Here is a 22,386-nt window from a genome sequence, read left to right on the forward strand (position 1 = left end):
GCAGACACTATACCCCCGGGGGTATAGTGGAGCGCACAGCCGGCCTTCAGGGAGAGACCATGACCACCGTCGACATCGACACGCAGCGCAAGATCGCCAACCGCCTCAAGCGCGCACAGGGACAGCTCGGCGCCGTGATCGCCGCGGTCGAGAGCGGCGGCGACTGCCGGGCCGTCGTCACGCAGCTCGCCGCCGTGACCTCCGCCCTGGACAAGGCGGGGTTCCAGATCATCGCCTCCGCCATGAAGACCTGCCTCGAGGACCCCGCGCAGGACGACGCCGTCCCGCTCCCCGACCTGGAGAAGCTCTTCCTCACCCTCGCCTGAACGCGACCCGGCCCCTTGCGGCCACCCCGGCCCGTTGCGGACGATCGCAACGGGCCGGGGCGCACGCAAGGGGCCGGGTCGGCGAAGAGGGGGTCAGGGGACGAGGAGACCCGCGGTCGCGGTGCGCGCCGTCTCGAAGCGGCGCTGCACGTCGGGCCAGTTCACGAGGTTCCAGAATGCCTTGACGTAGTCCGCCCGCACGTTGAGGTAGTCGAGGTAGTAGGCGTGCTCCCACACGTCGAGCTGCAGCAGCGGGATGACGCCGAGCGGCGCGTTGCCCTGCTGGTCGAAGAGCTGGAAGATCACGGGGCGGGCCCCCACCGAGTCCCAGGCGAGCACGGCCCACCCGGAGCCCTGCACGCCGAGGGCCGTCGCGGTGAAGTGCGCGCGGAAGCCGTCGATCGACCCGAAGGAGTCCGCCAGGGCCGCCGAGAGCTCGCCCTCCGGAGCCCCGCCGCCCTCCGGCGAGAGGTTCTGCCAGAACACGGAGTGGTTGATGTGGCCGCCGAGGTTGAACGCGAGGTCCTTCTCGAGCTTGTTCACCGCTCCGAGGTCGCCGCTGTCCCGGGCCGCCGCGAGCTGCTCCAGCGCCGTGTTCGCGCCGGTCACGTAGGCCTGGTGGTGCTTGGAGTGGTGCAGCTCCATGATCTTGCCGGAGATGTGCGGCTCCAGCGCGGAGTAGTCGTAGGGCAGCTCGGGGAGCGTGTACGGAGTGGACATGGTTGTTCCTTTCGTGACGGGGTCAGAGGGCGGTGTCGTGGGACAGGGCGTGGAATCGGCGGTCGATGTAGACGAGCGGGCGGGCGGGGCGGCCCGCGAGCACCTCGAGCACCTCGGCGATCACCACGGTCGACGAGCCGACGGGCACGGTCTGGATCGCTCGGCAGCGCAACGCGACCCTGGCCTCCGCCAGGTGCGGCTCCCCGGTCGGCAGCGTCGTCCAGCCCTGCTCGGGCGTGAAGCGCTCGGAACCGCTCACCGCGAAGCTCTGGGCGAGCGCGGAGTGCTCGTCGTCGATGAGATGCACGACGAAGGTCTCCGCGCCGAGGATGGCCCCGGCGCTTCCGGTCGCCCTGGTCACCGAGAACACGATGGCCGCCGGATCGACCGCGACCGACGACACGCTCGACGCCGTGAGGCCGACGGGGCCGTCCGGACCCTGCGCCGTGATGATGGCGACACCGGCGGGGTGGGTGCGGAACGCCGCCTTGAGCCCCTCTCCGACCGGCGTGGGCACCGGAGCGGCGGGGTGCGGGGTGGTGTGCGGGTCGCGGGTCATCGGGTGCTCTCCTCGAGAGGGATGGGGGTGGGGGTCGCGTGGGCGCGCATGGCCGCGCGGTCGACGAGCTTCGTGCGCTCCCGGCCGCGGACGGCTCCGGCGCGGCGCTCGGCCTCGTCGATGCGCAACCAACCCTCCCAGTCCACCACGCCGGGGAGGTCCAGGGGCGGGTCCCGGTCGATGCGGGCGGACGGAGTGGCAGCGAGGTCCTCGACGAGATGCTGCACGGTCTGCGCGGCGTCGGACTTGGTCGAGCCGATGAGTCCGATCGGCCCGCGCTTGATCCAGCCGGTGGCGTAGAGGCCGGGGACGGGCGTGCCGTCGGCATCGAGCACCCGCCCCTCCGCATTCGGCACGATGCCCCGTGCCGCGTCGAACGGCACACCGGGCACGGGCGAGGAGAGGTAGCCGATCGCCCGGTAGACGGCGCCGACCTCGTAGCGCACGAGCTCGCCGGTGCCGACCATGCGTCCGAGCGGATCGGACGCGGTGCGCTCGAACTCGATGCCCTCCACGCGGTCCGTGCCGAGGACGCGGACGGGTCGATGCCGGAAGTGCAGGTGGATGCGCCGGGAGGCCCCGGCGGACGGACGCTGCGCCCACTCCGTGAGGGTGCGCACGATGATGCGGCGCTGGGAGAACTGCTCCAGCATGCGGGCGGCGTGGTCGTCGAGCTCGAGATCGGCGGGATCGACGATCACCTCCACGTCGTGCTGCTCGCCCAGCTCGCGCAGCTCCAGGGCCGAGAAGCGCACATCGGCCGGGCCACGGCGGGCGAAGAGGTGCACGTCGCGGATCCGACTCGCGGCGAGCGCGTCGAGGATGTGGTCGGGGGTGTCGGTCGACTCCAGCGCCGCGGCGTGCTTCGCAAGGATGCGCGTGACGTCGAGCGCGACGTTGCCTGCGCCGAGCACGGCCACGGACTCCGCCTCCAGACCCCAGCCCTGGGCGACGTCGGGGTGCGCGTCGTACCAGGCCACGAACTCCGCGGCGCCGTACGATCCGGGAAGGTCGGCTCCCGGCACGTCGAACGCCACGTCGCGGTCGGCTCCGGTCGCGATGACGACGCCGTCGTACGCCCGGCAGAGCTCGTCGACCGTCACATCGACGCCGACCTCGACGTTGCCGCGCAGCCGGATGCCGGGCTGGAGGAGTACGTCGTGCAGCGCATCGATGATCTTGCGGATGCGCGGGTGGTCGGGGGCGACGCCGTAGCGGACGAGGCCGTACGGGGCGGGAAGCTTCTCGTACAGGTCGATGGCCGCCTCCGGCACCTGCGCCCGGAGGAGGTCGGCGGCGTAGATGCCCGCGGGGCCCGCGCCGACGATGGCGATGCGCGGGGTCACTCGTGCACCTCCTGCGGTGGGAGCGCGGCGATGAGGGGGTGGTCGTGCCGGATGAGTCCGGTGCGGGCGGCGCCGCCGGGCGAGCCGATCTCGTCGAAGAACTCGACGTTGGCCTTGTAGTAGTCCTGCCACTCGTCGGGGAGGTCGTCCTCGTAGTAGATCGCCTCGACGGGGCACACCGGCTCGCACGCCCCGCAATCCACGCACTCATCCGGGTGGATGTAGAGCGACCGTTCGCCCTCGTAGATGCAGTCGACGGGGCATTCGTCGATGCAGGCCTTGTCCTTGAGGTCGACGCACGGCAGCGCGATCACGTACGTCATCGCGACTTCTTCTCTGTCCCACTCACGCCCTCCACCGTAAAACCTCAAGTGCACTTGAGGTCAAATCGAGGCGCCGAGACCCCGGCCTCGCGCCGAGACCCCGCCGCCGCCGCGCGGATACGACGGGGTCTCGGCGGGGAAGCGGGGTCTCGGGGAATCAGGACGGGGAGATCTCGAAGGGGGCGGGGAGGAGGTGCTCCTCGCGGGAGCTGGGGCCGACGAGGAGCGTGAAGGCACCGGGCTCCACGGTGCGGACGCCGGCGGCGGTCACGATCGTGCAGTCCGCGACGGGGACCTCGATCCGCACGCGGGCGCTCTCCCCCGGCGCGAGCTCGACCTGCCGGAAGGACTTCAGTTCACGGTCGGTCCAGCTCACGCTCGTCACCTCGTCCCGCACGTAGGCCTGCACGGTCTCGCGGACGGGCCGGTCCCCCGTGTTCGTCACGGTCACGTGCCCCACCACGGTGTCGCCGAGGCGCAGCTCCGTCTGCTCCAGCTCCAGGTCCGCGTACGCCACGGTCGTGTACGACCGGCCCTCGCCGAAGGCCCACGCGGGCGCCTGGGTGAGGTCGGCGTAGCGGTCGCCGTGCTGGCCGCGGATCTGGTTGTAGTAGGTCGGCTGCTGTCCGACGTGCCGCGCGAACGAGATCGGCAGCCGGCCCGAGGGCTCCACGGCACCCGTGACGATGTCGGCGAACGCCCGTCCGCCCTGCATGCCCGGGTTGGCCGCCCACACGACGGCCGCCGCGCGCTGCACCGAAGATGGGAGCACGAGAGGCTTGGACGCCAGCAGCACCACGACGACGGGCGTCCCGGTCTCGATGAGCGCATCGAGCAGGGCGTTCTGGCCGCCGATGAGCTCCAGCGTGGCCGTGGACCGTCCCTCGCCCACGAGCTCGATGCGATCGCCCACCACCGCGACCACGACGTCCGCGGCCTCGGCGGCGGCCACCGCCTCCGCGATCAGCGCGGGATCCGGCGGGCACGGCTGCACCACCGGAGGACGCGGCTGGTTGTCCGGGAAGTGCGTGCCGCGGGGGTCGTCGGCGAGCGTGAGGATGTCGGCGCCGCGCGTGTGCGTGACCGTCCACGCGTCCACCGCGCGGAGGCCGTCGAGCACGGTCGTGATCATCTCGCGGGGCTGTCCGTCGAGCCAGCCCGCCTGGCCCGAGCCGCCCGCCCAGTCGCCGAGCTGCGTCTGCGCGTCGTCCGCGAGCGGCCCGGTCACCGCCACCCGCAGCGGCTCCGCGGAGTCCAGCGGCAGCAGGCCGTCGTTCTCGAGGAGCACGAGCGAGCGGCGCGCGATCTCGAGGTTGAGCTCCGCATGCGCGGCGCTGCCGATCACGGCGGACACGTCGTCGCGGGGCAGCCGGGGGTCTTCGAAGAGTCCGAGCTCGAACTTCAGCGTGAGGATGCGGGAGACCGCGTCGTCGAACGCGTCCTCCGGCAGCAGCCCCCTGGCGACCGCGTCCAGCGCCCCCTCGAAGAACCCGGGCGTGGTCATCACCATGTCGTTCCCTGCGCGCACCGCGGCGGCCGCCGCATGCGTGAGGTCGGGCTGCACCCGCTGCTCCCACACCATCCGGCCCACGTTGTCCCAGTCGGTGATGAGCGTGCCGGTGTAGCCCCACTCGCCACGGAGCACGTCGCTGAGCAGCCACTCGTTCAGCGTGATGGGCACCCCGTCCGTCGTCTGGTAGCCGAGCATGAACGTCCGGCAGCCCTCGCGGGCGACCCGCTCGAACGGCGGCAGGAACCAGGAGCGCAGCTTGCGCGGGGAGATGTCCGCCTCGCTCGCGTCGCGTCCACCCTGCGTCTCCGAGTAGCCGGCGAAGTGCTTGGCCGTGGCGAGGATCGCGGTGGGGTCGTCGAGCCCGTCACCCTGATAGCCGCGCACCATGGCCGAAGCCAGCTCCCCGATGAGGAACGGGTCCTCCCCGAAGGTCTCCCCCACCCGCCCCCAGCGCAGGTCGCGGGCGATGCAGAGCACCGGCGAGAACGTCCAGTGGATGCCGGTGACGGCGACCTCCTCGGCCGTCGCCCGCGCCACGCGCTCGACAAGCGCCGGGTCCCACGAGGCCGCCATGCCGAGCTGCGTCGGGTAGATCGTGCCCCCAGGGAAGAAGGAGTGACCGTGGATGCAGTCCTCGCCCACGAGCAGCGGGATGCCGAGTCGGGTCTGCGCGACCAGGACGGCAGCCCGCCGCAGACGCTCGTCCGAGGCGTGCAGGATCGAGCCCGCGTGCCGCCGGAGCACGTGGTCGTCGATGTCGTCGCGAGCGTCGAGCTGGAGCATCTGCCCGACCTTCTCCTCGAGCGTCATGCGACTGAGGAGGTCGGCCGCGCGCTCGGGGATGGAGAGAGCGGGGTCCTGGTACGGGAGCTGCGTGGTCAGAGTCTGAGAGGTCATCACTTCGTGTTCTGGTTCGTGTGCGGTGTCGCGGTGTTCGAGGAGTCGGTGGTGCCGGAAGCGCCCGGCGAAGTCGCCGACGATACGGGATCGGGGCTCTTCTCCGGCAGGGGCACGCTGCGGACGGCCGTGACGGCGTCGTTCACGTTGAGCCCCTTCTTCTTCATCGCCCTGGCCCGCTCTCCCGCCGAGCGCAGGCGCGGGTTGACGTACTCGTCGATGCCGAAGTTGATGAGCGAGAGCGCGACGCCGATGATCGCGATGCAGAGCCCGGCCGGCACATACCACCACCACAGCCGCGGGAACGCGCCGTTCTGCTGGGCCCAGAACAGGATCGTCCCCCAGTTCAGGTTGCTCACCGGGATCACGCCGATGAACGCCAGGGTCGTGAGCCCGAGGATCGCGGCGGTCACGGTACCGACGAAGCTCGAGGCGATGAGCGCGAGGAGGTTCGGCAGCATCTCCACCGTGATGATGCGACGCAGCGGCTCGCCGTTGGCGCGCGCCGCCTGGATGAAGTCGCGGTTGCGCAGCGACATGGTCTGGGCGCGCAGCACGCGGGCTCCCCACGCCCACCCGGTCAGCCCGAGCACCGCGGCGATCACGATGAGCGGCGGGTTCTCGAACTGGGAGGCGATGATGATGATGAGCGGGATGCCGGGGATGACGAGGAACACGTTCGTCAGCGCCGACAGCGACTCGCTCCGCCACCCGCGCACGTAGCCCGCGATGACGCCGATGGTGATCGCGATCGCCGTGGCGATGAAGGCGGCGAGGAAGCCGACGACGATGACCCCGCGCGTGCCGTAGATGATCTGGCTCAGCACGTCTTCGCCCATGTGCGTCGTGCCCAGCCAGTGCTCCCAGGAGGGCGGCTGACGCAGCGCCGTGCGGTCCTTCTGGGTCGGCCCGTACGGGGCGATCCACGGAGCGAGGATCGCGATGAGCACGAACACCCCGAGGATGATGAGCCCGGCGATCGACTTGGGATTGCGGAACATCGCGAACGCCTGCGCGAGCTGCGACCAGAACGTCTTGCGCGGCGGCGCTCCCGCCGGCGGGGTGCGCAGTGTCGCGGTCTCGGGCATGCCGGAGACGACGGCCGATCCGTCGGGCGCTGTCGTCGCTGCGGTGGTGGGAACGGTCATGTCAGGACTCCATCTGGCGCGTGCGCGGGTCGAGGTCGGCGTAGACGACATCGGCGAGGATGTTGGCCACGAGCACGGAGAGGGTGATGACGAGGAACACGCCCTGCATGAGCGCGAAGTCCTTCGCGTTGGTCGCGTCGAGCAGCAGCTTGCCGACACCCGGATAGCTGAACACCATCTCCATGACGATCGTGCCGCCGACGATGAAGCCGATCGACAGCGCGAAGCTCTGGATCTGCGGGAGCACGGCGTTGCGGGCCGCGTACGCCCAGAGCACGCGTCGGTTGGGCATGCCCTTGGCCTGGGCGACGGTGATGTAGTCGTCGTCGAGCACGGTCAGCATCATGTTGCGCATCCCCAGCACCCAACCGCCGAGCGATGCGACCACGATCGTCAGCGCCGGGAGGGTGCCGTGCGCGATCACCTGCCCGATGAAGTCGAGACTCCATTCCGGCGACTGCCCCTTGTCGTAGGCATGCGAGGAGGGGAACCACTTCAGCGTCGAGGAGAAGATGGCGATCGCGATGAGGCCGAGCCAGAAGTACGGGATGGTGTTGAAGAACGTCGTCACCGGGATGATCGCGTCGAGCTTGCTCCCGCGCTTCCAGCCGACGATGGCGCCGGCGACGGTGCCGAGCGCGAACGAGATGATCGTCGCGATGCCCACCAGCCCCAGTGTCCAGGGCAACGCCGCCCCCAGCACCTCGGCCACCGGCCGCAGCCCGTGCAGGGTCGAGATGCCGAGGTCGCCGCGGAGCAGCATGCCCCAGTACTCGAGGTACTGCTGCCAGAGGCTCTTGTCGGTGTCGATCCCCAGCAGGATGCGCAGGGCGTCGGCGGCCTCCGGGCTCACCGTGCGGTTGCGGGCGAGGTAGGACGTCACCGCGTCGCCCTTCATCAGCCGCGGCAGGAAGAAGTTGATGGTGATCGCGGCCCAGAGCGTGAAGAGGTAGAACGCGGCGCGTCCGGCGAAGAAGCGCCAGGGCACGCGCCGGGTCCCGCGGTCCACCGTCGTCGCGGTCGTCCCCGCCTCCCGTGCGCCCTGCGCGATGAGGTCGTTGTCGTCGAGCTGCGGAAAAGCCGTGCTCACCGCGCACCTCCGTTCGATGCCGCCGACGCGAAGTGCTTCTCCGGGTCGGGCGATGCGGCGCGCAGAGCGCGGGTGTAGGGGTCCTGTGGATCGAGGATCACGTCGTCCGCCGTGCCGTACTCGACGACCCGGCCCTGGTTGAGGACCATGATCTCGTCGCTGAAGTGGCGTGCGGTGGCGAGGTCGTGGGTGATATAGAGCACGCCGAGCCCTTCCTCACGCTGCAGATCGGCGAGGAGGGTGAGCACCCCGAGCCGGATGGAGACGTCCAGCATGGAGACGGGCTCGTCGGCGACGAGGAGCGACGGCCGGGAGGCGAGCGCCCGCGCGATGGCGACACGCTGGCGCTGCCCGCCGGAGAGCTCGTGCGGTCGGCGGTCGATCACCGCATCCGGGTCGAGGCGCACGCGCTCCAGGAGCCGGCGCACCTCGGCCTCCGTCTCCGCTCTGGGCACCACGTCGTCGAGGCGGATCGGCCGCTCCAGGTGGTAGCGGATCGAGTGGTACGGGTTGAGCGAGGCGAACGGGTCCTGGAACACCATGCGCAGTTGCTGACGGTACTTCCGCAGGCCTCTGCCGCGGCGCGGGATGGGCGTGCCGTCGAGCAGCACCTCACCGCTGGTCGGGGTCTCGAGCTGGGTGAGGATCTTCGCGATCGTGGACTTGCCGCTGCCGGACTGTCCGACCAGGCCGATCGTCCGGCCGGAGGTGAGCGTGAAACTCACGTCGTCGAGGGCGCGGATCTGCCCGGCGCCGCGGACGCTGTACGTCTTCGTGACGTGACGGAACTCGAGCGTAGTCATCGCACCAGCACCCCTCTCTCCCCGGTCAGCCGGGGGAACGACGACAGCAGGGTCTTCGTGTACTCGTGCTCGGGCTGCGTCCAGATGCGCTCTGCCGTATCGAGCTCGATGATCTCTCCCTCGCGCATGATCGCGATCCGGTCGCTGATCTCCAGCAGGAGGGGGAGGTCGTGCGTGATGAAGACGACCGAGAACCCGAACTCGTGCCGCAGCTGCGAGATCTGCGTGAGGATCTCCCGCTGCACGAGGACGTCGAGCGCCGTGGTGGGCTCGTCCATCACCATGAGCTGCGGCCGCAGCGCCAGGGCCATCGCGATCATGACGCGCTGCCGCATGCCTCCGGACAGCTCGTGCGGGAAGGAGCGGATGCGCTGGCGCCCGACCTTCACGATCTCGAGCAGCTCCTCCGCCTCGGCTCGGCGCTGCTTCCGGGTCATGTCGGGTCGGTGGATCTCGAACACGTCCTCCAGCTGCGATCCGACCGTCGCCACCGGATTGAGGGCGTTCATCGCCCCCTGGAACACCATCGACACCTTGTCCCAGCGGAATCGCTGCATCGCGTCGACGTCCAGCGCGTTGATGTCGATGTCGACACCGGTCACGTCGTGGAAGGTCACGCTGCCGCCGGTGATGACGGCCGGGGCACGCAGCAGGCGCTGGACGCCGTACGCGAGCGTCGTCTTGCCGCAGCCGCTCTCGCCGGCGAGGCCGAGGATCTCGCCGCGCTGCAGTTCGAGGGTCACGTTCTTCACCGCCTCGACGGGCGGGTCGACGTCGTACACGACGGAGAAGTCGCGCACGGTGAGCAGGGGATCTGGCATGGGGGTGTCCTTCGTGGGGGGCGGGCCCTTCGACAGGCTCAGGGACCCAGATGGGTGGCTGAGCCTGTCGAAGCCCCGCCGTGGGTGGCTGAGCCTGTCGAAGCCCCGCCGTGGGTGGCTGAGCCTGTCGAAGGCCGGTGCAGGGGGTGGCTGAGCCTGTCGAAGCCCTAGTCGGCGAGTTCCAGCTTGGTGAGGATCTGCACGATGTTCTGCTGGGTCGGATCGGCCGAGGCGTACGGGTCCTCCTCGGAGGGCCAGCCCACGTAGTTCCGGGTGTTGAACTCCCCCAGCAGCGGGTGCGCGCCGAGCGGGATGGCGGGCACCTGCTCGACGAAGATCTCCTGCAGCGTGGTGAGGGCGGTGGTGCGCTCCTCGTCCGACGACGCGTTGGCGTAGCTGTTCAGCGCCGCCGTGGCCTCCGGGTCCTCGAAGCGGCCGAAGTTGAACCCGGCGATGCCCTCCGGGGAGATCCAGCGGGGGTCCATGGTCGAGGTGTAGAGGCCGTAAGCGGTGCCGCTGTCCTCCAGCCAGTGGATGATCGCGGAGAACGTGCCCTCGTCACGCGGGACCTGCCAGCCGCCCCAGTCGGGCATGTCGATCTTCACCTCGGCACCGATGGCCTCGGTCACATCCTCCGCGATGAGCTCCTGTGCCGTGTTCCAGTCGCTCCAGCCCGAGGGCACCGACAGCGTGAACGAGACGGGGGCGCCGTCCGGATCGATCAGCGCGTCGTCCTTCCAGCTGTACCCGGCTGACTCCAGCAGATCCCGCGCCATCTCGGCGTCGACGGCGTACTCCTGGCCCTCGAACTCGGGCTGGATCTCGTCGTCCAGGATCGACGACAGTCCGGTCACCGACCAGACCGGCTCGCTGGCGCCCTCCCGGGCGATGTCCACGTAGGCGTCGCGATCGATGACCCAGGCGAGAGCCTGGCGGAACGTCGGGTCGTCGAACGGCTTCTGCTGCAGGTTCATGAAGAGCGTCGCCGAGCCGGTGGTCGGGGCGGCCCAGAACTTGTTGTGCTCGGGGTCGGCGTCGAGGAACTGCTCCTGGATCTGCGGGATGAACGCCTGCGCCCAGTCCGCCTCGCCCTGGGCGAGGGCCGTGGTCAGCGCGGTGTTGTCGCCGTAGGAGACGTAGTGCAGCTCGGGCACGGCGAGGTCGCCGCCCCAGTAGTCGTCGCGCGCGGTGAGCGTGACCGACTCGGTGGACCAGTTGGAGAGGGCGTAGGGGCCGGTGCCGACGAGGTCGTCGCCCTTGACGGGATCGGTGGCGGGGTCGTCGAGGTTCTCCCAGATGTGCTTCGGAACGATCGGCACGTGCAGGACGCGCGCCTGGTTGACGTACTTCGACTCGCCGAACGTCAGGGTGACCGCGTCGCCGTCGACGGTGGCGCCCTCGAACTTCAGACCGGCCGTGTCCAGCGCGGGCGTGGAGACGAGCTCGTACGAGTAGACGATGTCGTCGGCGGTGAACGGCTCCCCGTCGCTCCAGGTGACGTCGGGGCGGGGCACGACGGTCACGGCGGTGTAGTCGTCGTTCCACTCGATGCTCTCCGCGAGCCAGGGGGTGACCCCGCGGTCTCCGGTCTGGTTGACGAGGCCGAGGGTCTCGAAGATGACCTTTCCGTAGCCGTACTTCGAGGCGGACGAGTCTCCGACGTACGGGTTGTTCGACTCGGTGGTGATGGCGCCGTCCGGCTTGGCGATGGTGAGGGCGACGGCCTCGCCCGCGGCGGCGTCGTCGCCCCCTCCGGACGAGCATCCGGCGAGCGCGGAGACGCCGAGGACGGCGACCGCGCTGGCGGCGATCAGGGTTTTCGTGAGCTTCATTGCTTCTCCTTGGGCACGGGTCCTTGTGCGGCGACGCGGCCGACGGATCGCCTGCGGCCGCGCATTTGCTTACTGTCGAGAAAGTAAGCTGTGGAGAGGTTACCGAGGAGTAAGTTGGTTGGCAAGCAGAGTGCGACGAGGGGAGGTGGGCTCATGACGGACGACGTGCACACGGTCCGGGTGCGCCCGGCCACGCGGGAGAAGCGCGAGCAGATCCTCAAGGCTGCGGTGGAGATCTTCGGCAACAAGGGCTCCACGAACGGCACCCTCGCCGATGTCGCCGAACAGGTCGGCATCACCCACGCGGGCGTCCTTCACCACTTCGGCTCGAAGCAGAAGCTCCTCCTCGAAGTGCTCGCCTACCGGGATCAGGCCGACGTGGCCGACCTCGCCGAGAAGCACATCCCCGACGGGCCGGAGCTCTTCCTCCACCTCGTCCGCACGGCGTTCGCCAACGAGAAGCGGCCGGGCATCGTGCAGGCCTACACGGTCCTGTCCTCCGAGTCGGTGACCGACGACCACCCCGGCCGCGAGTACTTCGAGGATCGCTACACGACCCTGCGCCGGGAGGTGACGGCGGCGTTCGGCGAGCTCTGCGCTCAGGAGGGCGTGACCGAACCCGCGACCATCGCCGCCGCCTCGGCCGCCATCCTCGCCGTGATGGACGGCCTGCAGCTCCAGTGGCTCCTGCACCCCGGAGTGGTCCCCCTCGGCGCCGCGAGCGAGTTCGCGATCCGCGCGATCGTGAACGGCGTGCTGCATCCGGGACCGGCCCTGGAGTCCTACGCGCGGCCCTGACCTCCCGGCTAGGCTCGGGCGCATGGCCATCGACCTCGAAGCGCTCTACATCGATCTGCACCAGCATCCGGAGCTGTCGTTCCAGGAGACCAGGACCGCGGGCATCGCCGCCCAGCACCTGCGCGACCTGGGGCTCGAGGTCGAGGAGGGGGTCGGCGTGACCGGCGTGGTCGGCGTGCTGCGCAACCCTTCGACAGGCCCTTCGACGAGCTCAGGGACCCAGGGCTCGGGCCCTTCGACAAGCTCAGGGGCCCAGGATGGCCCTTCGACGAGCTCAGGGACCCAGGAGGAGGACTTCCCGCGGCCGGTCGTGTGGGTACGCGCCGACATGGACGCGCTGCCGGTCGAGGAGCAGACGGGTCTGGCGTACGCGAGCACCGCGAAGGGCGTCGATCCGGCCGGCACCACCGTGCCCGTGATGCACGCCTGCGGCCACGACATGCACGTCACCGCGATGATCGGGGCCGTGGAGAAGCTGGTCGCCGAGCGCGCGGAGTGGTCGGGCACCCTCGTCGTGCTCATCCAGCCCGCGGAGGAGTACGGCGCCGGCGCCAGGGCCATGCTCGACGACGGCCTGCTCGCCCGCTACCCGAAGCCCGACGTGGTGCTCGGTCAGCACGTCACCCCGCTCCCGGCGGGCATCATCGGCGTGCGCAGCGGCACCCAGATGGCCGCCTCCGACGGCCTCACCGTCACCCTGCACGGCCGCGGCGGCCACGGCTCCCGCCCGCACGCCACGATCGACCCTGTCGTGATGGCGGCCGCGACCGTGATGCGCCTGCAGACGATCGCCTCCCGCGAGATCGACCCGCAGGGCGTGGCCGTGGTGACCGTCGGATCGATCCACGCCGGACTCAAGAACAACATCATCCCGGCCGAGGCGAAGCTGGAGCTCAGCCTCCGCTATCCGAACGAGGACGCGCGCGAGAAGGTGCTGAAGAGCGTCGAACGGATCGTGCGCGCCGAGGCCATGGCGTCCGGTGCCGAGCGCGAGCCCGAGATCCACACGCAGCACACGCTGCCCGCCACGATCAACGACGAGGAGGCGACGGCGCGGGTCTCCTCGGCGCTGCGTCGCGCGCTCGGGGACTCGGCCGTCGTCGACCCCGGCATGTTCACGGGCAGCGAGGACGTCTCGTGGTTCGCGCGCGACGCCGAGGTCCCGCTCGTGTTCTGGTTCTGGGGCGGTGTCGACCCCGCCCGGTTCGCCGCGGCTCTTGCAGCGGGGACCGTGGAGAAGGACATCCCCACCAACCATTCGCCCTTCTTCGCGCCGGAGATCCATCCGACGATCGAGGTCGGGGTCACCGCGATGTCCGCGGCCGCCCGCGAGTTCCTCGCCTGAGGCGGGGCGCTCAGACCTCGACGACGCGCGGCGCAGGCGGAGGAGGCGGGGCGAGCTGCCGCTGCGGCACGCCGTGCGCCTCGCGGTGCAGCCGCTCCATGCGGGTGTCGAGCTCGGCGGCGGCATCGGCGGCGTCGCTGAGGCTGTCGACGAGGTGCGCGGGCACCTGGTTGGAGAACTTGTAGTAGATCTTGTGCTCCAGGCTCGCCCAGAAGTCCATCGCGATGGTGCGGAACTGCACCTCGACCGGTACGGCCAGCGCCCCGGTCGAGAGGAAGACGGGGACCTCGATGATGGCGTGCAGGCTCTTGTACCCGTTCGGCTTCGGATTCGCGATGTAGTCCTTGACCGTGCGGACGGTCACGTCGTCCTGCGCGGTCAGCAGATCGAACAGGCGGTAGACGTCGGCGACGAAGCTGCACGTCACCCGCACGCCGGCGATGTCGGTGATCTCCGTGCGGATGCGATCGAAGTCCGGGTCGTCGATGCCCTTCCTGGCGATCTTCTCGACGATGCTGTCCGGCGACTTGAGCCGGCTCTTGACGTGCTCGATGGGGTTGTACGCGTGGTCGTGGGTGAACTCGTCGCGGAGGATCGAGATCTTCGTCTCCACCTCGCGCATCCCGAACTCGTACTCGCGGAGGAAGCGCTGCAGCTGGTCGCGGAGCTCCTTCGCCTCGGAGATCAGGTGCTCGTCGACCGGGATCACGCTCATGAGGACGACGTTATCGATCCGTGATCGGAAACCCCTGTGGATTCGAGATGCCGTCAGAGGTCGTAGACGTCCCGCCGGTGGGCGACGCGGACCACGGTGACGAGCACCCGCTCGTCCACGACCTCGTAGAGCACACGGTAGTCGCCGATCCGCACGCGCCAGGCGTTGTCGAACCCGGCGAGCTTGCGGACGCCGTGCGGACGAGGCTCCCGTTCGAGGTCGGAGATCCCGGCGAGGATGCGCCGACGGAGCGGAGGATCCAGCTTGCGGACCTCCTTCGCCGCTGCGGTGGTGAACGTGACGCGGTACCGCGTCACGGGAGTTCCGCACGGAGGTCATCGAGCGAGACTCGACCCCCGTCGTCCGCCGCCTTCGCCGCTCCGAACTCCGCCGCATCTCGCGCAGCCTCGAGCTCTTCCAGGAGCTCGAGGTCGTCGACGCCGATCACGACCGCGGTGAGCTTGCCGTGACGCGTCACCCCCACCCGCTCCGCCCCGTACGCGACACCGCCGAGAACGTCGGCGAGCTGATCGCGCAGGTCCTTCGACGGCACGCTGCGGCTGAGAGTGTTCATGCGTACAGAATACCTCTTATGTACATAATGGGCTCAACTCTTCGCGGTGACGCGGGCGTCCTCGAGGTGCTGGCCGGAGAGGAGGCCGGGAAGCCCACGACCCTGGCGGGTGGTGAACAGCAGCACGATCGCGACGAGGATCAGCAGCAAGGAGAGGGCGTCGAACACCCCGCCGAGCATCCCCAGCGCCGTGAGTCCGCCGATGCCGCCCGCCCAGCGCAGCAGCCGGGCGAGCGCGGCCGGCAGTCGCGACCCGGTGTAGCGCAGCTGCACGGCGAGGTCTCCCACCGAGCGGCCGGTGACGAGGGTGATCACGAGCCACAGGGCACAGGCGGTCGCTGTGCTCACCGTGCCGGCGAGGGTGCCGTCGAGCACGGCCTGACGGTCCTGCACGACGTACTCGAGCCAGAGCTGCACCGCGACGCCCCCGGCGAGCACGACGAAGCCGTTCGCGAGCCCGTCGCAGAGCATCGCCAGCGCGCGGCGACCGCGCGTGACGGGACGGGGCTCATCGGCGTCCGCACGGGCCTGGACTCCGCGCAGCGACCGTGGCACCACGAGCGCGAGGACGGAGCCGAGGACCGCTCCGATCGTGTTCGTCATCAGGTCGCCCACGTCGAAGAAGCGGTAGGCGCACGGGTACAGCCCCCAGACCCCGGTGAGCTGGGTGGTCTCCACCAGCAGGGACAGACCGAACCCGACCACGAGGGCGGTGGGGAGGCCGCGGCCGCCCAGCACGCGGAGGAACGCTCCGAGCGGGACGAACAGCAGCACGTTGAACACGAGTTGGAGCAGGGCGGGCTGGCGCAGCGGGTTGCCCGGAGCGGCGAACGCCTTCCGCACGTCGCGCACGACGGACATCGGGTCGGTGATCGCCCCCACGCAGCGGATGGTGTCCGGGTCGGGAAGCGGCAGCAGCGTGTACGTCCAGATGGCCCAGAAGTAGACGAGCGCCGCGAGCCAGAGCAGCGTGCGTCCGAGCGAGAGGCGTCCGCGGCGGCGGTAGCTGATCGCGACGAAGGGCACGAAGAGCACGACGCCCACGGCGAGGCCGATCGCCACGGCGATGACCCCCAGAACCACCTGATCCCCCACTGACGCAAGGATACCGGGAGGCCGTGAGGATTCCGTGAGGGAGCGCCACCGCGCCGTAGGGATTCCGTGAGGATCGCGTGAGGGCGGCTGCGGTCGGCGTAGTGTCGCCGGACGTGTCAGAACAAACGAGGCCGACCCCGGACGCGCCGCCGCGCGCCAAGCGCATCCTGCTCGGCGACCCGCTCACGAGCGCCCAGGTCGACGAGCAGCTCCTCCCCAAGCGCATGGCGCTGCCGATCTTCGCCTCGGACGCGCTGAGCTCGGTGGCCTACGCCCCGCAGGAGCTCGTGATGATCCTGCTCATCGGCGGTCTCACGTTCCTGTCGTTCACCCCGCTCGTCGCGGCGGCGGTCGTCGTGCTGCTGCTCGTGGTGGTGCTGAGCTACCGGCAGCTCATCAAGGCGTACCCCTCCGGCGGCGGCGACTACGAGGTCGCGTCGAAGAACCTCGGCGAGGTCCCCGGGGTGATCGTGGCCGCAGCGCTCCTCGTCGACTACGTGCTGACGGTGGCGGTGTCGGTCGCCTCCGGGGTGGACAACATCATCTCGGCGGTGCCAGGTCTCGATCCGCTTCGCGTGGAACTCGCCGTCGGCTTCGTCGTGCTCATCATCATCGTGAACCTCCGCGGGGTGCGCGAGGCCTCGCTCGTGTTCGCCATCCCCACGTATGTGTTCATCGGCTCGGTCGGCGTCATGATCGTCACCGGGCTCGTCCGGACGGCCCTCGGCGACGCCCCGGTCGCCTCCAGCGCGGAGTTCGCCGTCCAGGCCGAGAGCCTCAGCCAGGCGGCCGTACTGCTGCTCATCCTCCGCGCGTTCTCCAGCGGCTGCTCCGCGCTGACCGGGGTCGAGGCCGTGTCGAACGGCGTCCCCGCGTTCCGGGCCCCGAAGGTGCGCAACGCCCAGTCGACGCTGGTGCTCATGGGCACCATCGCGATCTGCCTGTTCTCCGGCCTCACCGCCCTCGCCCTCATCGCCGGCGTGCACTACGCCGAGAACCCCTGCGACCTCATCGGCTTCGACTGCACGACCCCGCAGCGGAGCCTGATGGCGCAGATCGCGGCGGCGACGTTCGGCGGCGGCAGCATCCCGTTCTTCATCGTGCAGGCGGCCACGGCCTGCGTGCTGCTCCTCGCGGCGAACACCGCCTTCAACGGCTTCCCCCTGCTCGGCGCCGTGCTCGCCCGCGACGGCTACGCCCCGAAGTCGCTGAACACCCGCGGCGACCGGCTCGTGTTCTCCAACGGCATGATCCTCCTCGGGATCGCCGCGATCGCCGTGCTCGTGGTGTTCCAGGCGCGGCTGACGACGCTGATCCAGCTGTACATCATCGGCGTCTTCGTCTCCTTCTCCCTGGGCCAGATCGGCATGGTGCGGCACTGGCGACGGCTGCTGCGCGCACCCGTCCCCCCGAACGGCGACGGCGCCGCGGACCGGCGTTCCGCGCGGGTGGGGCTGCTCATCAACTCCGCCGGGGCGACGCTGACGGTGCTCGTGCTCGTCATCGTCACGATCACGAAGTTCACGCACGGCGCCTATCTCGTGTTCTTCGCCATCCCGGTGCTGGCGTTCCTGATGATCGGCGTCAAGCGCTACTACCGGGATGTCGAGCACGAGATCGCGATCGACGACACCACCCGGTTCGGCGCCTCGGGCGACGTCGCCATCGTCCTCGTGAACCATCTGCAGAAGCCGGTCATGAAGGCCATCGACTACGCGATCGCCGCCAAGCACGACAAGACCCTCGCGGTGCACGTGGCCGTCTCCCAGGAGGACGCCGCGCGCCTGCAGCAGGAGTGGGCGGACCACCTCGTGCCGGTGCCGCTCGTGATCGTCGAGTCGCCGTACCGCTCGTTCGCACAGCCCGTGACGCAGTTCATCCGGCAGTATCGCGAGAAGCACGGCTCCTCCGTCGTCACGGTCTACCTGCCGCAGTACATCGTGGGGCACTGGTGGGAGAACTTCCTGCACAACCGGCGCGCCCGTCGCCTCGCGAACCAGCTCATGCTCGTGCACGGGGTGTCGATCACCCTGGTGCCGTGGCTGCTCGACTCGTCCGAACTCATCTACGGCCGGCGCTCGCGTCCACTGCCCGGCCAGGAGAGGGCGGGGCGGCCCGTCGTGGTGGCCGGGCGCCGGGCGCACCGCCCTGCCGGGCCGCCGTCCGAGTCCTGACGGCGACGGTCAGGTTCCGGCGAGGATCGCGCCGAGGATCGCCGCAGCCTCGGGGAAGCGGGACGGGTCGGCGCTCGCGTAGTTGAGCCGTACGTACGCCCCCGACGGCTCGGCGGGGAACCACTCACTCCCCGGCGCGATGACCAGGCCGCGCGCCGCGCACTCGCGGACGACCGCGGCGGCGTCGGTGCCGTCCGGCAGCCGCAGCCAGAGGTTCAGCCCGCCGACCGGCACGGCCTCCACCAGCGCGGTCGGCGCCTGCGCGGCCAGGCACGACAGCAGGAGATCGCGCCGCGAACGCAGCTGCTCGCGGAAGCCGCGGAGGTGCGTGCGCCAGGCCGGCTGGGTCACCACGTCGAGCGCGGCCGCCTGCAGGAGGCCGCTGACATACATCGACTCCGCCGCGCGATCGGCGAGGATGCGGTCCCTGGCGGGACCGCGCGCGATCACCGCCGCCACCCGCAGGGACGGCGACACGCTCTTCGTCAGCGAGCGCAGGTAGACCACGTGACCGTCGTGGTCGGAGGCCGCCACGGGACGGGGCTCGGCGTCGATGCCCAGGTCGTGCGCCCAATCGTCCTCGATGAGGAAGGCCCCGTGGCGACGGACCGCGTCGAGGACGGCCTCCCCGGTCGCCGCCGGCCACTGCGCACCGGTGGGGTTCGCGAACGTGGGCTGCGCGTAGAACGCCCGGGCTCCGGTCTCGGCGAGCGCCCTGTCGACCGCGTCCGGATCCGGACCCTGCGGACCGGAGGGGACGGGAACGAGCACGACCCCCGCCTGCTCCGCCGCGAGCAGGGCACCCCAGTACGTCGGCGACTCGATGAGCAGCGGCCGGCCGACGCCGACGACCGCCCGGAAGATGGAGCTCAGTCCGCTCTGACTCCCGGAGATGATGACGGCGTCGCGGGCGGTCGGCACCGTGATCCCGGCCGGGGCCGCCGCGGCCAGCTCCGCCGCGAACCACTCCTGCAGTCCGGGCTCGCCGGCCGCGGGAGAGCGGGTGAGAGCGGACGCGGTCCGGGAGGCGCGCACCAGGGCCTGCCGTACCAGCCGCTCGGGGAGGAGATCCGGAGCGGGATACCCGGAGTGCAACCCGATCGCGTCCGGCGAGGTCGGGCGCTGTGCCGAGGAGAGACCGTCCAGGCGCACGGCGGCCGCTCCCAGGGCTCCGGACTGCCAGCCGTAGTCGGCCGGCAGGACCGTGCGCGCCGCGCGGACGAAGGTACCGACGCCGGGTCGCGCGTCGACGAGCCCGAGGCGGACGAGCTGCTGCACCGCCTTCTGCACGGTCACGGGGCTCGCGGCGTACTCCGCCGTCAGCGCGCGGTTGGAGGGGAGGCGGGCCCCGGGAGCGGCCGTGGCGATCCACGCCCGCAGGCCCGCCACGATCCGCGCGGTGCTATCCTGACTCATGAAAGAACACAGTAGCGTTATCCGTCCGAACGGAACACTGCTATCCCGCGCCGCCGGTCCCGCCTGGGGCCTCCTGGGCGTCGTCGCCTTCTCGTTCACGCTCCCGTTCACCCGGATCGCGCTCGGCGGCGGACTCTCGCCGCTGTTCATCGGCTCCGCCCGCGCGGTCGTCGCCGCTGTGCTCGCCGCACTCGTCCTCCTCGTCACACGCCAGCAGCCGCCGAACCCGGCCCAGTGGGCGCGACTCGCGATCGTCGCCCTCGGAGTGGTCGCCGGCTTCCCCCTGCTGACCTCGTTCGCCATGATCACCACGCCCGCGAGTCACGGCGCGGTCGTGATCGGCCTCCTGCCGGCCGCGACCGCGGTCGCCGTCGTGCTGCGCACCCGGGAGCGCCCGTCCCCCTCGTTCTGGGTCTTCGCACTCCTCGGCGCCGCCGCGGCCCTCGTCTTCGCGACGCTGCAGAACGGCACGCCCGGCGCGCTCCGCCCCGCCGACCTCCAGCTGTTCGGGGCCGTGATCGCCGCGGCCGTCGGCTACGCGGAGGGCGGCCTGCTCGCGCGCGAGCTCGGTGCCTGGCAGACGATCTCCTGGGCACTCGTGCTCGCCGCTCCCGTCATGCTCGCGGTGGCCATCGCCGCCGGGGTCGCCGCACCGCCCGTCGCCACCCCCACCGCCTGGCTCGCGTTCGGCTACCTGGCCGCGGTCAGCATGTTCCTCGGATTCTTCGCCTGGTACCGCGGCCTCGCGATGGGCCCCATGGCACAGGTGAGCCAGATCCAGCTCGTGCAGCCCGTCATGGGCATCACCTGGGCATCCTTCCTCTTCCACGAGGACGTCGGCCTGGCCACGGTGCTCGGCGGAGTCGCGGTCGTCGTGTGCGCCGGACTCGCCGTCCGCACCCGCAGTTCTCCTCCCACCCCCACCGCCACCCCCACCCGACAGGAGGAGCCATGCGTCACACCCCCCACTACCTCATGACCGACCCGGAGGAGGTCAAGCGCCTCATCCGCGCGCACCCGTGGGCGACGTTCGTCTCGCCGACCTCCACCGGTCTCGTCGCCTCGCACTACCCCGTTCTGCTCGACGAGGACGAGGACGGCATCGTGCTCGTGAGCCACTTCGGACGCCCGGACGATGAGCTCCACGAGCTCGGACGACACGAGGTCCTGGTGATCATCCAGGGGCCGCACGACTACGTGTCCTCGAGTCTGTACGCGCCGGGAGACCTCGTCCCGACCTGGAACCATGTCACCGCGCACCTCTCCGGCACCCCCGAGATCCTCACCGCGGAGGAGAACTACGCCATGCTCACCCGGCTCACCGACCACTTCGAGGGTGGGCAGCCGCACGGGCGGAGCCTCGCGGAGGACGAGGCGGGCACCCGACGAGCCGCGAAGGGCACGGTGGGCCTGCGGCTCCGGGTCACCCGGTTCGATGCGCGTGCCAAGCTCAGCCAGAACAAGGCCCCCGAGGTGCGCGAGCGCATCGCCGCCCGGTTCGACGCGGTCCACCCCGCCCTGGCCGCCGAGATGCGTCGCGTCTGACCCCCGTTCGAATCGCGCACTGTGCTCCATCTCGGGCGGATGTGCAGCAGAGCGCGCGATTCGAAACGGGGTCAGAGGACGAGCGTGGCCAGGACGACGGTGGGCACCGCGGCGACGGCCCCCCAGAGCGCGAAGCGGCCCCAGCGGATCTCGACCCCGAGCGCCGTCACGCGATGGTGCCAGAGGAGCGTCGCCAGCGAGGCCCACGGCGTGATGAGCGGACCGAGGTTCACACCGATCAGCAGGGCCATCAAGGCGACCGGGTCCCCTGCCGCGGGTTCGAGCACGAGGTAGGCCGGGAGGTTGTTGATCGCGTTCGCGCTCACGGCTCCCAGCGCCGCGAGCCGGAACAGGTCGCCGAGAGAGTCGCCCTTCGCGGTCGGTGAGGTCAGGAAGTCGAGCAGCCCCTGCGCGTGCGCGGACTCGACCAGGACGAACAGCGACGCGGCGAGCGCGAGCGCCTGCCACGGGACGAGGGACAATCGCAGGGCGTGGCGACGACGGACGGCGAACAGCGCGATCAACGCGAGAGCCGCGACCGTGGCGGGGATCCACACGTCGTGGGTGAGCGCGAGCAGCGGCATCAGCACGACGAGGATGCCGGTGGCGCTCCAGAACAGCGTCGGATCGGCGGGGCGTCGGGGCACGGGCATCTCATACGTGCCGAAGACCGTGCGCCGATGCAGGACCGTGAGGATCGCGACGGGCACCAGTATCCCCACGAGCGTGGGCGCCCAGCTCAGCGCGATGAACGCCCCGGGGCCGTCCCCCATCGCGGGCGCGGCGAGCAGGTTGGTGAGGTTCGAGACCGGCAGCGCGAGGGACGCGGTGTTGGCGAGCCAGACGGTGGCCAGGGCGAACGGCAGCGGGGAGACGCCGATGCTCTGCGCCAGGACCACCACGACCGGGGTGACGATCACGGCGGTCGTGTCGAGCGAGAGGAACACGGTGCTCACCACGGCGAGCACGACCACCAGCGTCCACAGCACCACCACGCGGCCGCGACCCCAGCGCGCGAGGCGCTGCGAGACGACGTCGAACACCGCCGCATCACGGGCGAGCTCGGCGACGATCGTGATCGCGACGACGAACCCCAGCACGGGCGCGATCCGCGCCCCGAGCGCACCGGCATCCGTGCGCGGCAGGAAGCCCGTGAGCACGCACACGAGCGCGATCACGACGAGCCCGGCGACGATCCCCGCGCCGACGCCGATCCGCATCCGTCCGATCCCCACCTCGTGAGCATAGGGCCGGCGCCACCCTTTCGAATCGCGCACCTGGCTGCATCGGCGGCGGGTTGGGGACCAGGTGCGCGATTCGAAGGCAGGAGGTGTGAGCAACCCGCA

General features: G+C 70.6%; 22 protein-coding genes. 6 read left to right on the plus strand and 16 right to left on the minus strand.

Annotated features, from left to right (window positions below; genetic code table 11):
• The first annotated feature begins 59 nt into the window (after positions 1-59).
• Positions 60-326: a metal-sensitive transcriptional regulator gene (locus tag AB0N68_RS04130; protein ID WP_187663064.1), complete on the plus strand. Its 267-nt coding sequence runs from the start codon at positions 60-62 to the stop codon at positions 324-326.
• A gap of 93 nt (positions 327-419) precedes the next feature.
• Here the strand turns inward: AB0N68_RS04130 and AB0N68_RS04135 are convergent, their stop codons facing one another.
• The 10 genes from AB0N68_RS04135 to AB0N68_RS04180 form a co-directional block, all read right to left on the minus strand.
• Positions 420-1,046, minus strand: a complete 627-nt coding sequence (locus tag AB0N68_RS04135; protein WP_025103993.1) for a superoxide dismutase — start codon at positions 1,044-1,046, stop codon at positions 420-422.
• Positions 1,047-1,068: 22 nt separating this feature from the next.
• Positions 1,069-1,605 carry a flavin reductase family protein gene (locus tag AB0N68_RS04140; protein WP_187663063.1) on the minus strand — a complete coding sequence of 179 codons (537 nt, stop codon included), beginning with the start codon at positions 1,603-1,605 and terminating at the stop codon, positions 1,069-1,071.
• Positions 1,602-2,951 carry an FAD-dependent oxidoreductase gene (locus tag AB0N68_RS04145; RefSeq protein ID WP_292793232.1) on the minus strand — a complete coding sequence of 450 codons (1,350 nt, stop codon included), beginning with the start codon at positions 2,949-2,951 and terminating at the stop codon, positions 1,602-1,604. Before AB0N68_RS04145 ends, AB0N68_RS04140 begins: the two co-directional genes overlap by 4 nt.
• Positions 2,948-3,274 (minus strand): ferredoxin, encoded by a 327-nt coding sequence (gene fdxA / locus AB0N68_RS04150; protein ID WP_025103996.1) that lies wholly within the window; start codon positions 3,272-3,274, stop codon positions 2,948-2,950. Before fdxA ends, AB0N68_RS04145 begins: the two co-directional genes overlap by 4 nt.
• Positions 3,275-3,431: 157 nt before the next feature.
• Positions 3,432-5,684: an exo-beta-d-1,3/1,6-glucosidase gene (locus AB0N68_RS04155; protein ID WP_292796199.1), complete on the minus strand. Its 2,253-nt coding sequence runs from the start codon at positions 5,682-5,684 to the stop codon at positions 3,432-3,434.
• Entirely contained in the window at positions 5,684-6,832 is a 1,149-nt protein-coding gene (locus AB0N68_RS04160; protein WP_292796196.1) for an ABC transporter permease, read from the minus strand. Before AB0N68_RS04160 ends, AB0N68_RS04155 begins: the two co-directional genes overlap by 1 nt.
• 1 nt (position 6,833) lies before the next feature.
• Complete coding sequence (locus tag AB0N68_RS04165) at positions 6,834-7,922, minus strand: ABC transporter permease (protein WP_292796193.1); 1,089 nt, start codon at positions 7,920-7,922, stop codon at positions 6,834-6,836.
• Positions 7,919-8,725 (minus strand): ABC transporter ATP-binding protein, encoded by an 807-nt coding sequence (locus tag AB0N68_RS04170; RefSeq protein WP_292796190.1) that lies wholly within the window; start codon positions 8,723-8,725, stop codon positions 7,919-7,921. The genes AB0N68_RS04165 and AB0N68_RS04170 overlap by 4 nt, the downstream gene beginning before the upstream one ends.
• Positions 8,722-9,546, minus strand: a complete 825-nt coding sequence (locus AB0N68_RS04175) for an ABC transporter ATP-binding protein (protein WP_292796187.1) — start codon at positions 9,544-9,546, stop codon at positions 8,722-8,724. The genes AB0N68_RS04170 and AB0N68_RS04175 overlap by 4 nt, the downstream gene beginning before the upstream one ends.
• A gap of 167 nt (positions 9,547-9,713) precedes the next feature.
• Entirely contained in the window at positions 9,714-11,378 is a 1,665-nt protein-coding gene (locus tag AB0N68_RS04180) for an ABC transporter substrate-binding protein (RefSeq protein ID WP_292796184.1), read from the minus strand.
• 153 nt (positions 11,379-11,531) lie between these two features.
• Between AB0N68_RS04180 and AB0N68_RS04185 the strand changes: the two genes are divergently transcribed.
• Complete coding sequence (locus AB0N68_RS04185; protein ID WP_187663056.1) at positions 11,532-12,176, plus strand: TetR/AcrR family transcriptional regulator; 645 nt, start codon at positions 11,532-11,534, stop codon at positions 12,174-12,176.
• Between the two features lie 22 nt (positions 12,177-12,198).
• The gene (locus AB0N68_RS04190) at positions 12,199-13,521 is read left to right on the plus strand and encodes an amidohydrolase (protein WP_292796181.1); all 1,323 of its coding nucleotides are present in this window, start codon (positions 12,199-12,201) and stop codon (positions 13,519-13,521) included.
• A gap of 10 nt (positions 13,522-13,531) precedes the next feature.
• Here the strand turns inward: AB0N68_RS04190 and AB0N68_RS04195 are convergent, their stop codons facing one another.
• From AB0N68_RS04195 to AB0N68_RS04210, 4 genes are read right to left on the minus strand one after another with little or no spacing between them, the layout of a single operon-like run.
• Positions 13,532-14,236, minus strand: coding sequence for a GTP pyrophosphokinase (locus tag AB0N68_RS04195; protein ID WP_259954947.1), 705 nt, complete (start codon positions 14,234-14,236; stop codon positions 13,532-13,534).
• Positions 14,237-14,289: 53 nt separating this feature from the next.
• Positions 14,290-14,553 carry a type II toxin-antitoxin system RelE family toxin gene (locus tag AB0N68_RS04200; RefSeq protein WP_292796176.1) on the minus strand — a complete coding sequence of 88 codons (264 nt, stop codon included), beginning with the start codon at positions 14,551-14,553 and terminating at the stop codon, positions 14,290-14,292.
• Positions 14,550-14,810, minus strand: a complete 261-nt coding sequence (locus AB0N68_RS04205) for a type II toxin-antitoxin system prevent-host-death family antitoxin (RefSeq protein ID WP_085604709.1) — start codon at positions 14,808-14,810, stop codon at positions 14,550-14,552. Before AB0N68_RS04205 ends, AB0N68_RS04200 begins: the two co-directional genes overlap by 4 nt.
• Positions 14,811-14,843: 33 nt before the next feature.
• Positions 14,844-15,905 (minus strand): VanZ family protein, encoded by a 1,062-nt coding sequence (locus AB0N68_RS04210; protein WP_292796170.1) that lies wholly within the window; start codon positions 15,903-15,905, stop codon positions 14,844-14,846.
• Positions 15,906-16,129: 224 nt separating this feature from the next.
• Here AB0N68_RS04210 and AB0N68_RS04215 point away from each other — a divergent pair, with 224 nt between their 5' ends.
• A complete protein-coding gene (locus tag AB0N68_RS04215; protein ID WP_396654845.1) occupies positions 16,130-18,079 on the plus strand; it encodes an APC family permease in 1,950 nt (649 codons plus the stop codon).
• Between the two features lie 9 nt (positions 18,080-18,088).
• Here the strand turns inward: AB0N68_RS04215 and AB0N68_RS04220 are convergent, their stop codons facing one another.
• On the minus strand, positions 18,089-19,495 hold the full coding sequence (locus AB0N68_RS04220; RefSeq protein ID WP_313366666.1) for an aminotransferase-like domain-containing protein: 1,407 nt from the start codon (positions 19,493-19,495) through the stop codon (positions 18,089-18,091).
• On the opposite strand from AB0N68_RS04220, the gene AB0N68_RS04225 reads away from it, so the two are divergent.
• Positions 19,494-20,474, plus strand: a complete 981-nt coding sequence (locus AB0N68_RS04225; RefSeq protein ID WP_313366667.1) for a DMT family transporter — start codon at positions 19,494-19,496, stop codon at positions 20,472-20,474. The two genes, AB0N68_RS04220 and AB0N68_RS04225, sit on opposite strands and share 2 nt — an antisense overlap.
• Positions 20,447-21,040, plus strand: a complete 594-nt coding sequence (locus AB0N68_RS04230) for an FMN-binding negative transcriptional regulator (protein ID WP_292795282.1) — start codon at positions 20,447-20,449, stop codon at positions 21,038-21,040. The genes AB0N68_RS04225 and AB0N68_RS04230 overlap by 28 nt, the downstream gene beginning before the upstream one ends.
• Before the next feature lie 71 nt (positions 21,041-21,111).
• Here the strand turns inward: AB0N68_RS04230 and AB0N68_RS04235 are convergent, their stop codons facing one another.
• Entirely contained in the window at positions 21,112-22,260 is a 1,149-nt protein-coding gene (locus AB0N68_RS04235) for an SLC13 family permease (RefSeq protein ID WP_292795288.1), read from the minus strand.
• Positions 22,261-22,386: the final 126 nt, after the last annotated feature.

It is taken from the genome of Microbacterium meiriae (assembly GCF_040685015.1).
Lineage (GTDB): Bacteria > Actinomycetota > Actinomycetes > Actinomycetales > Microbacteriaceae > Microbacterium > Microbacterium meiriae.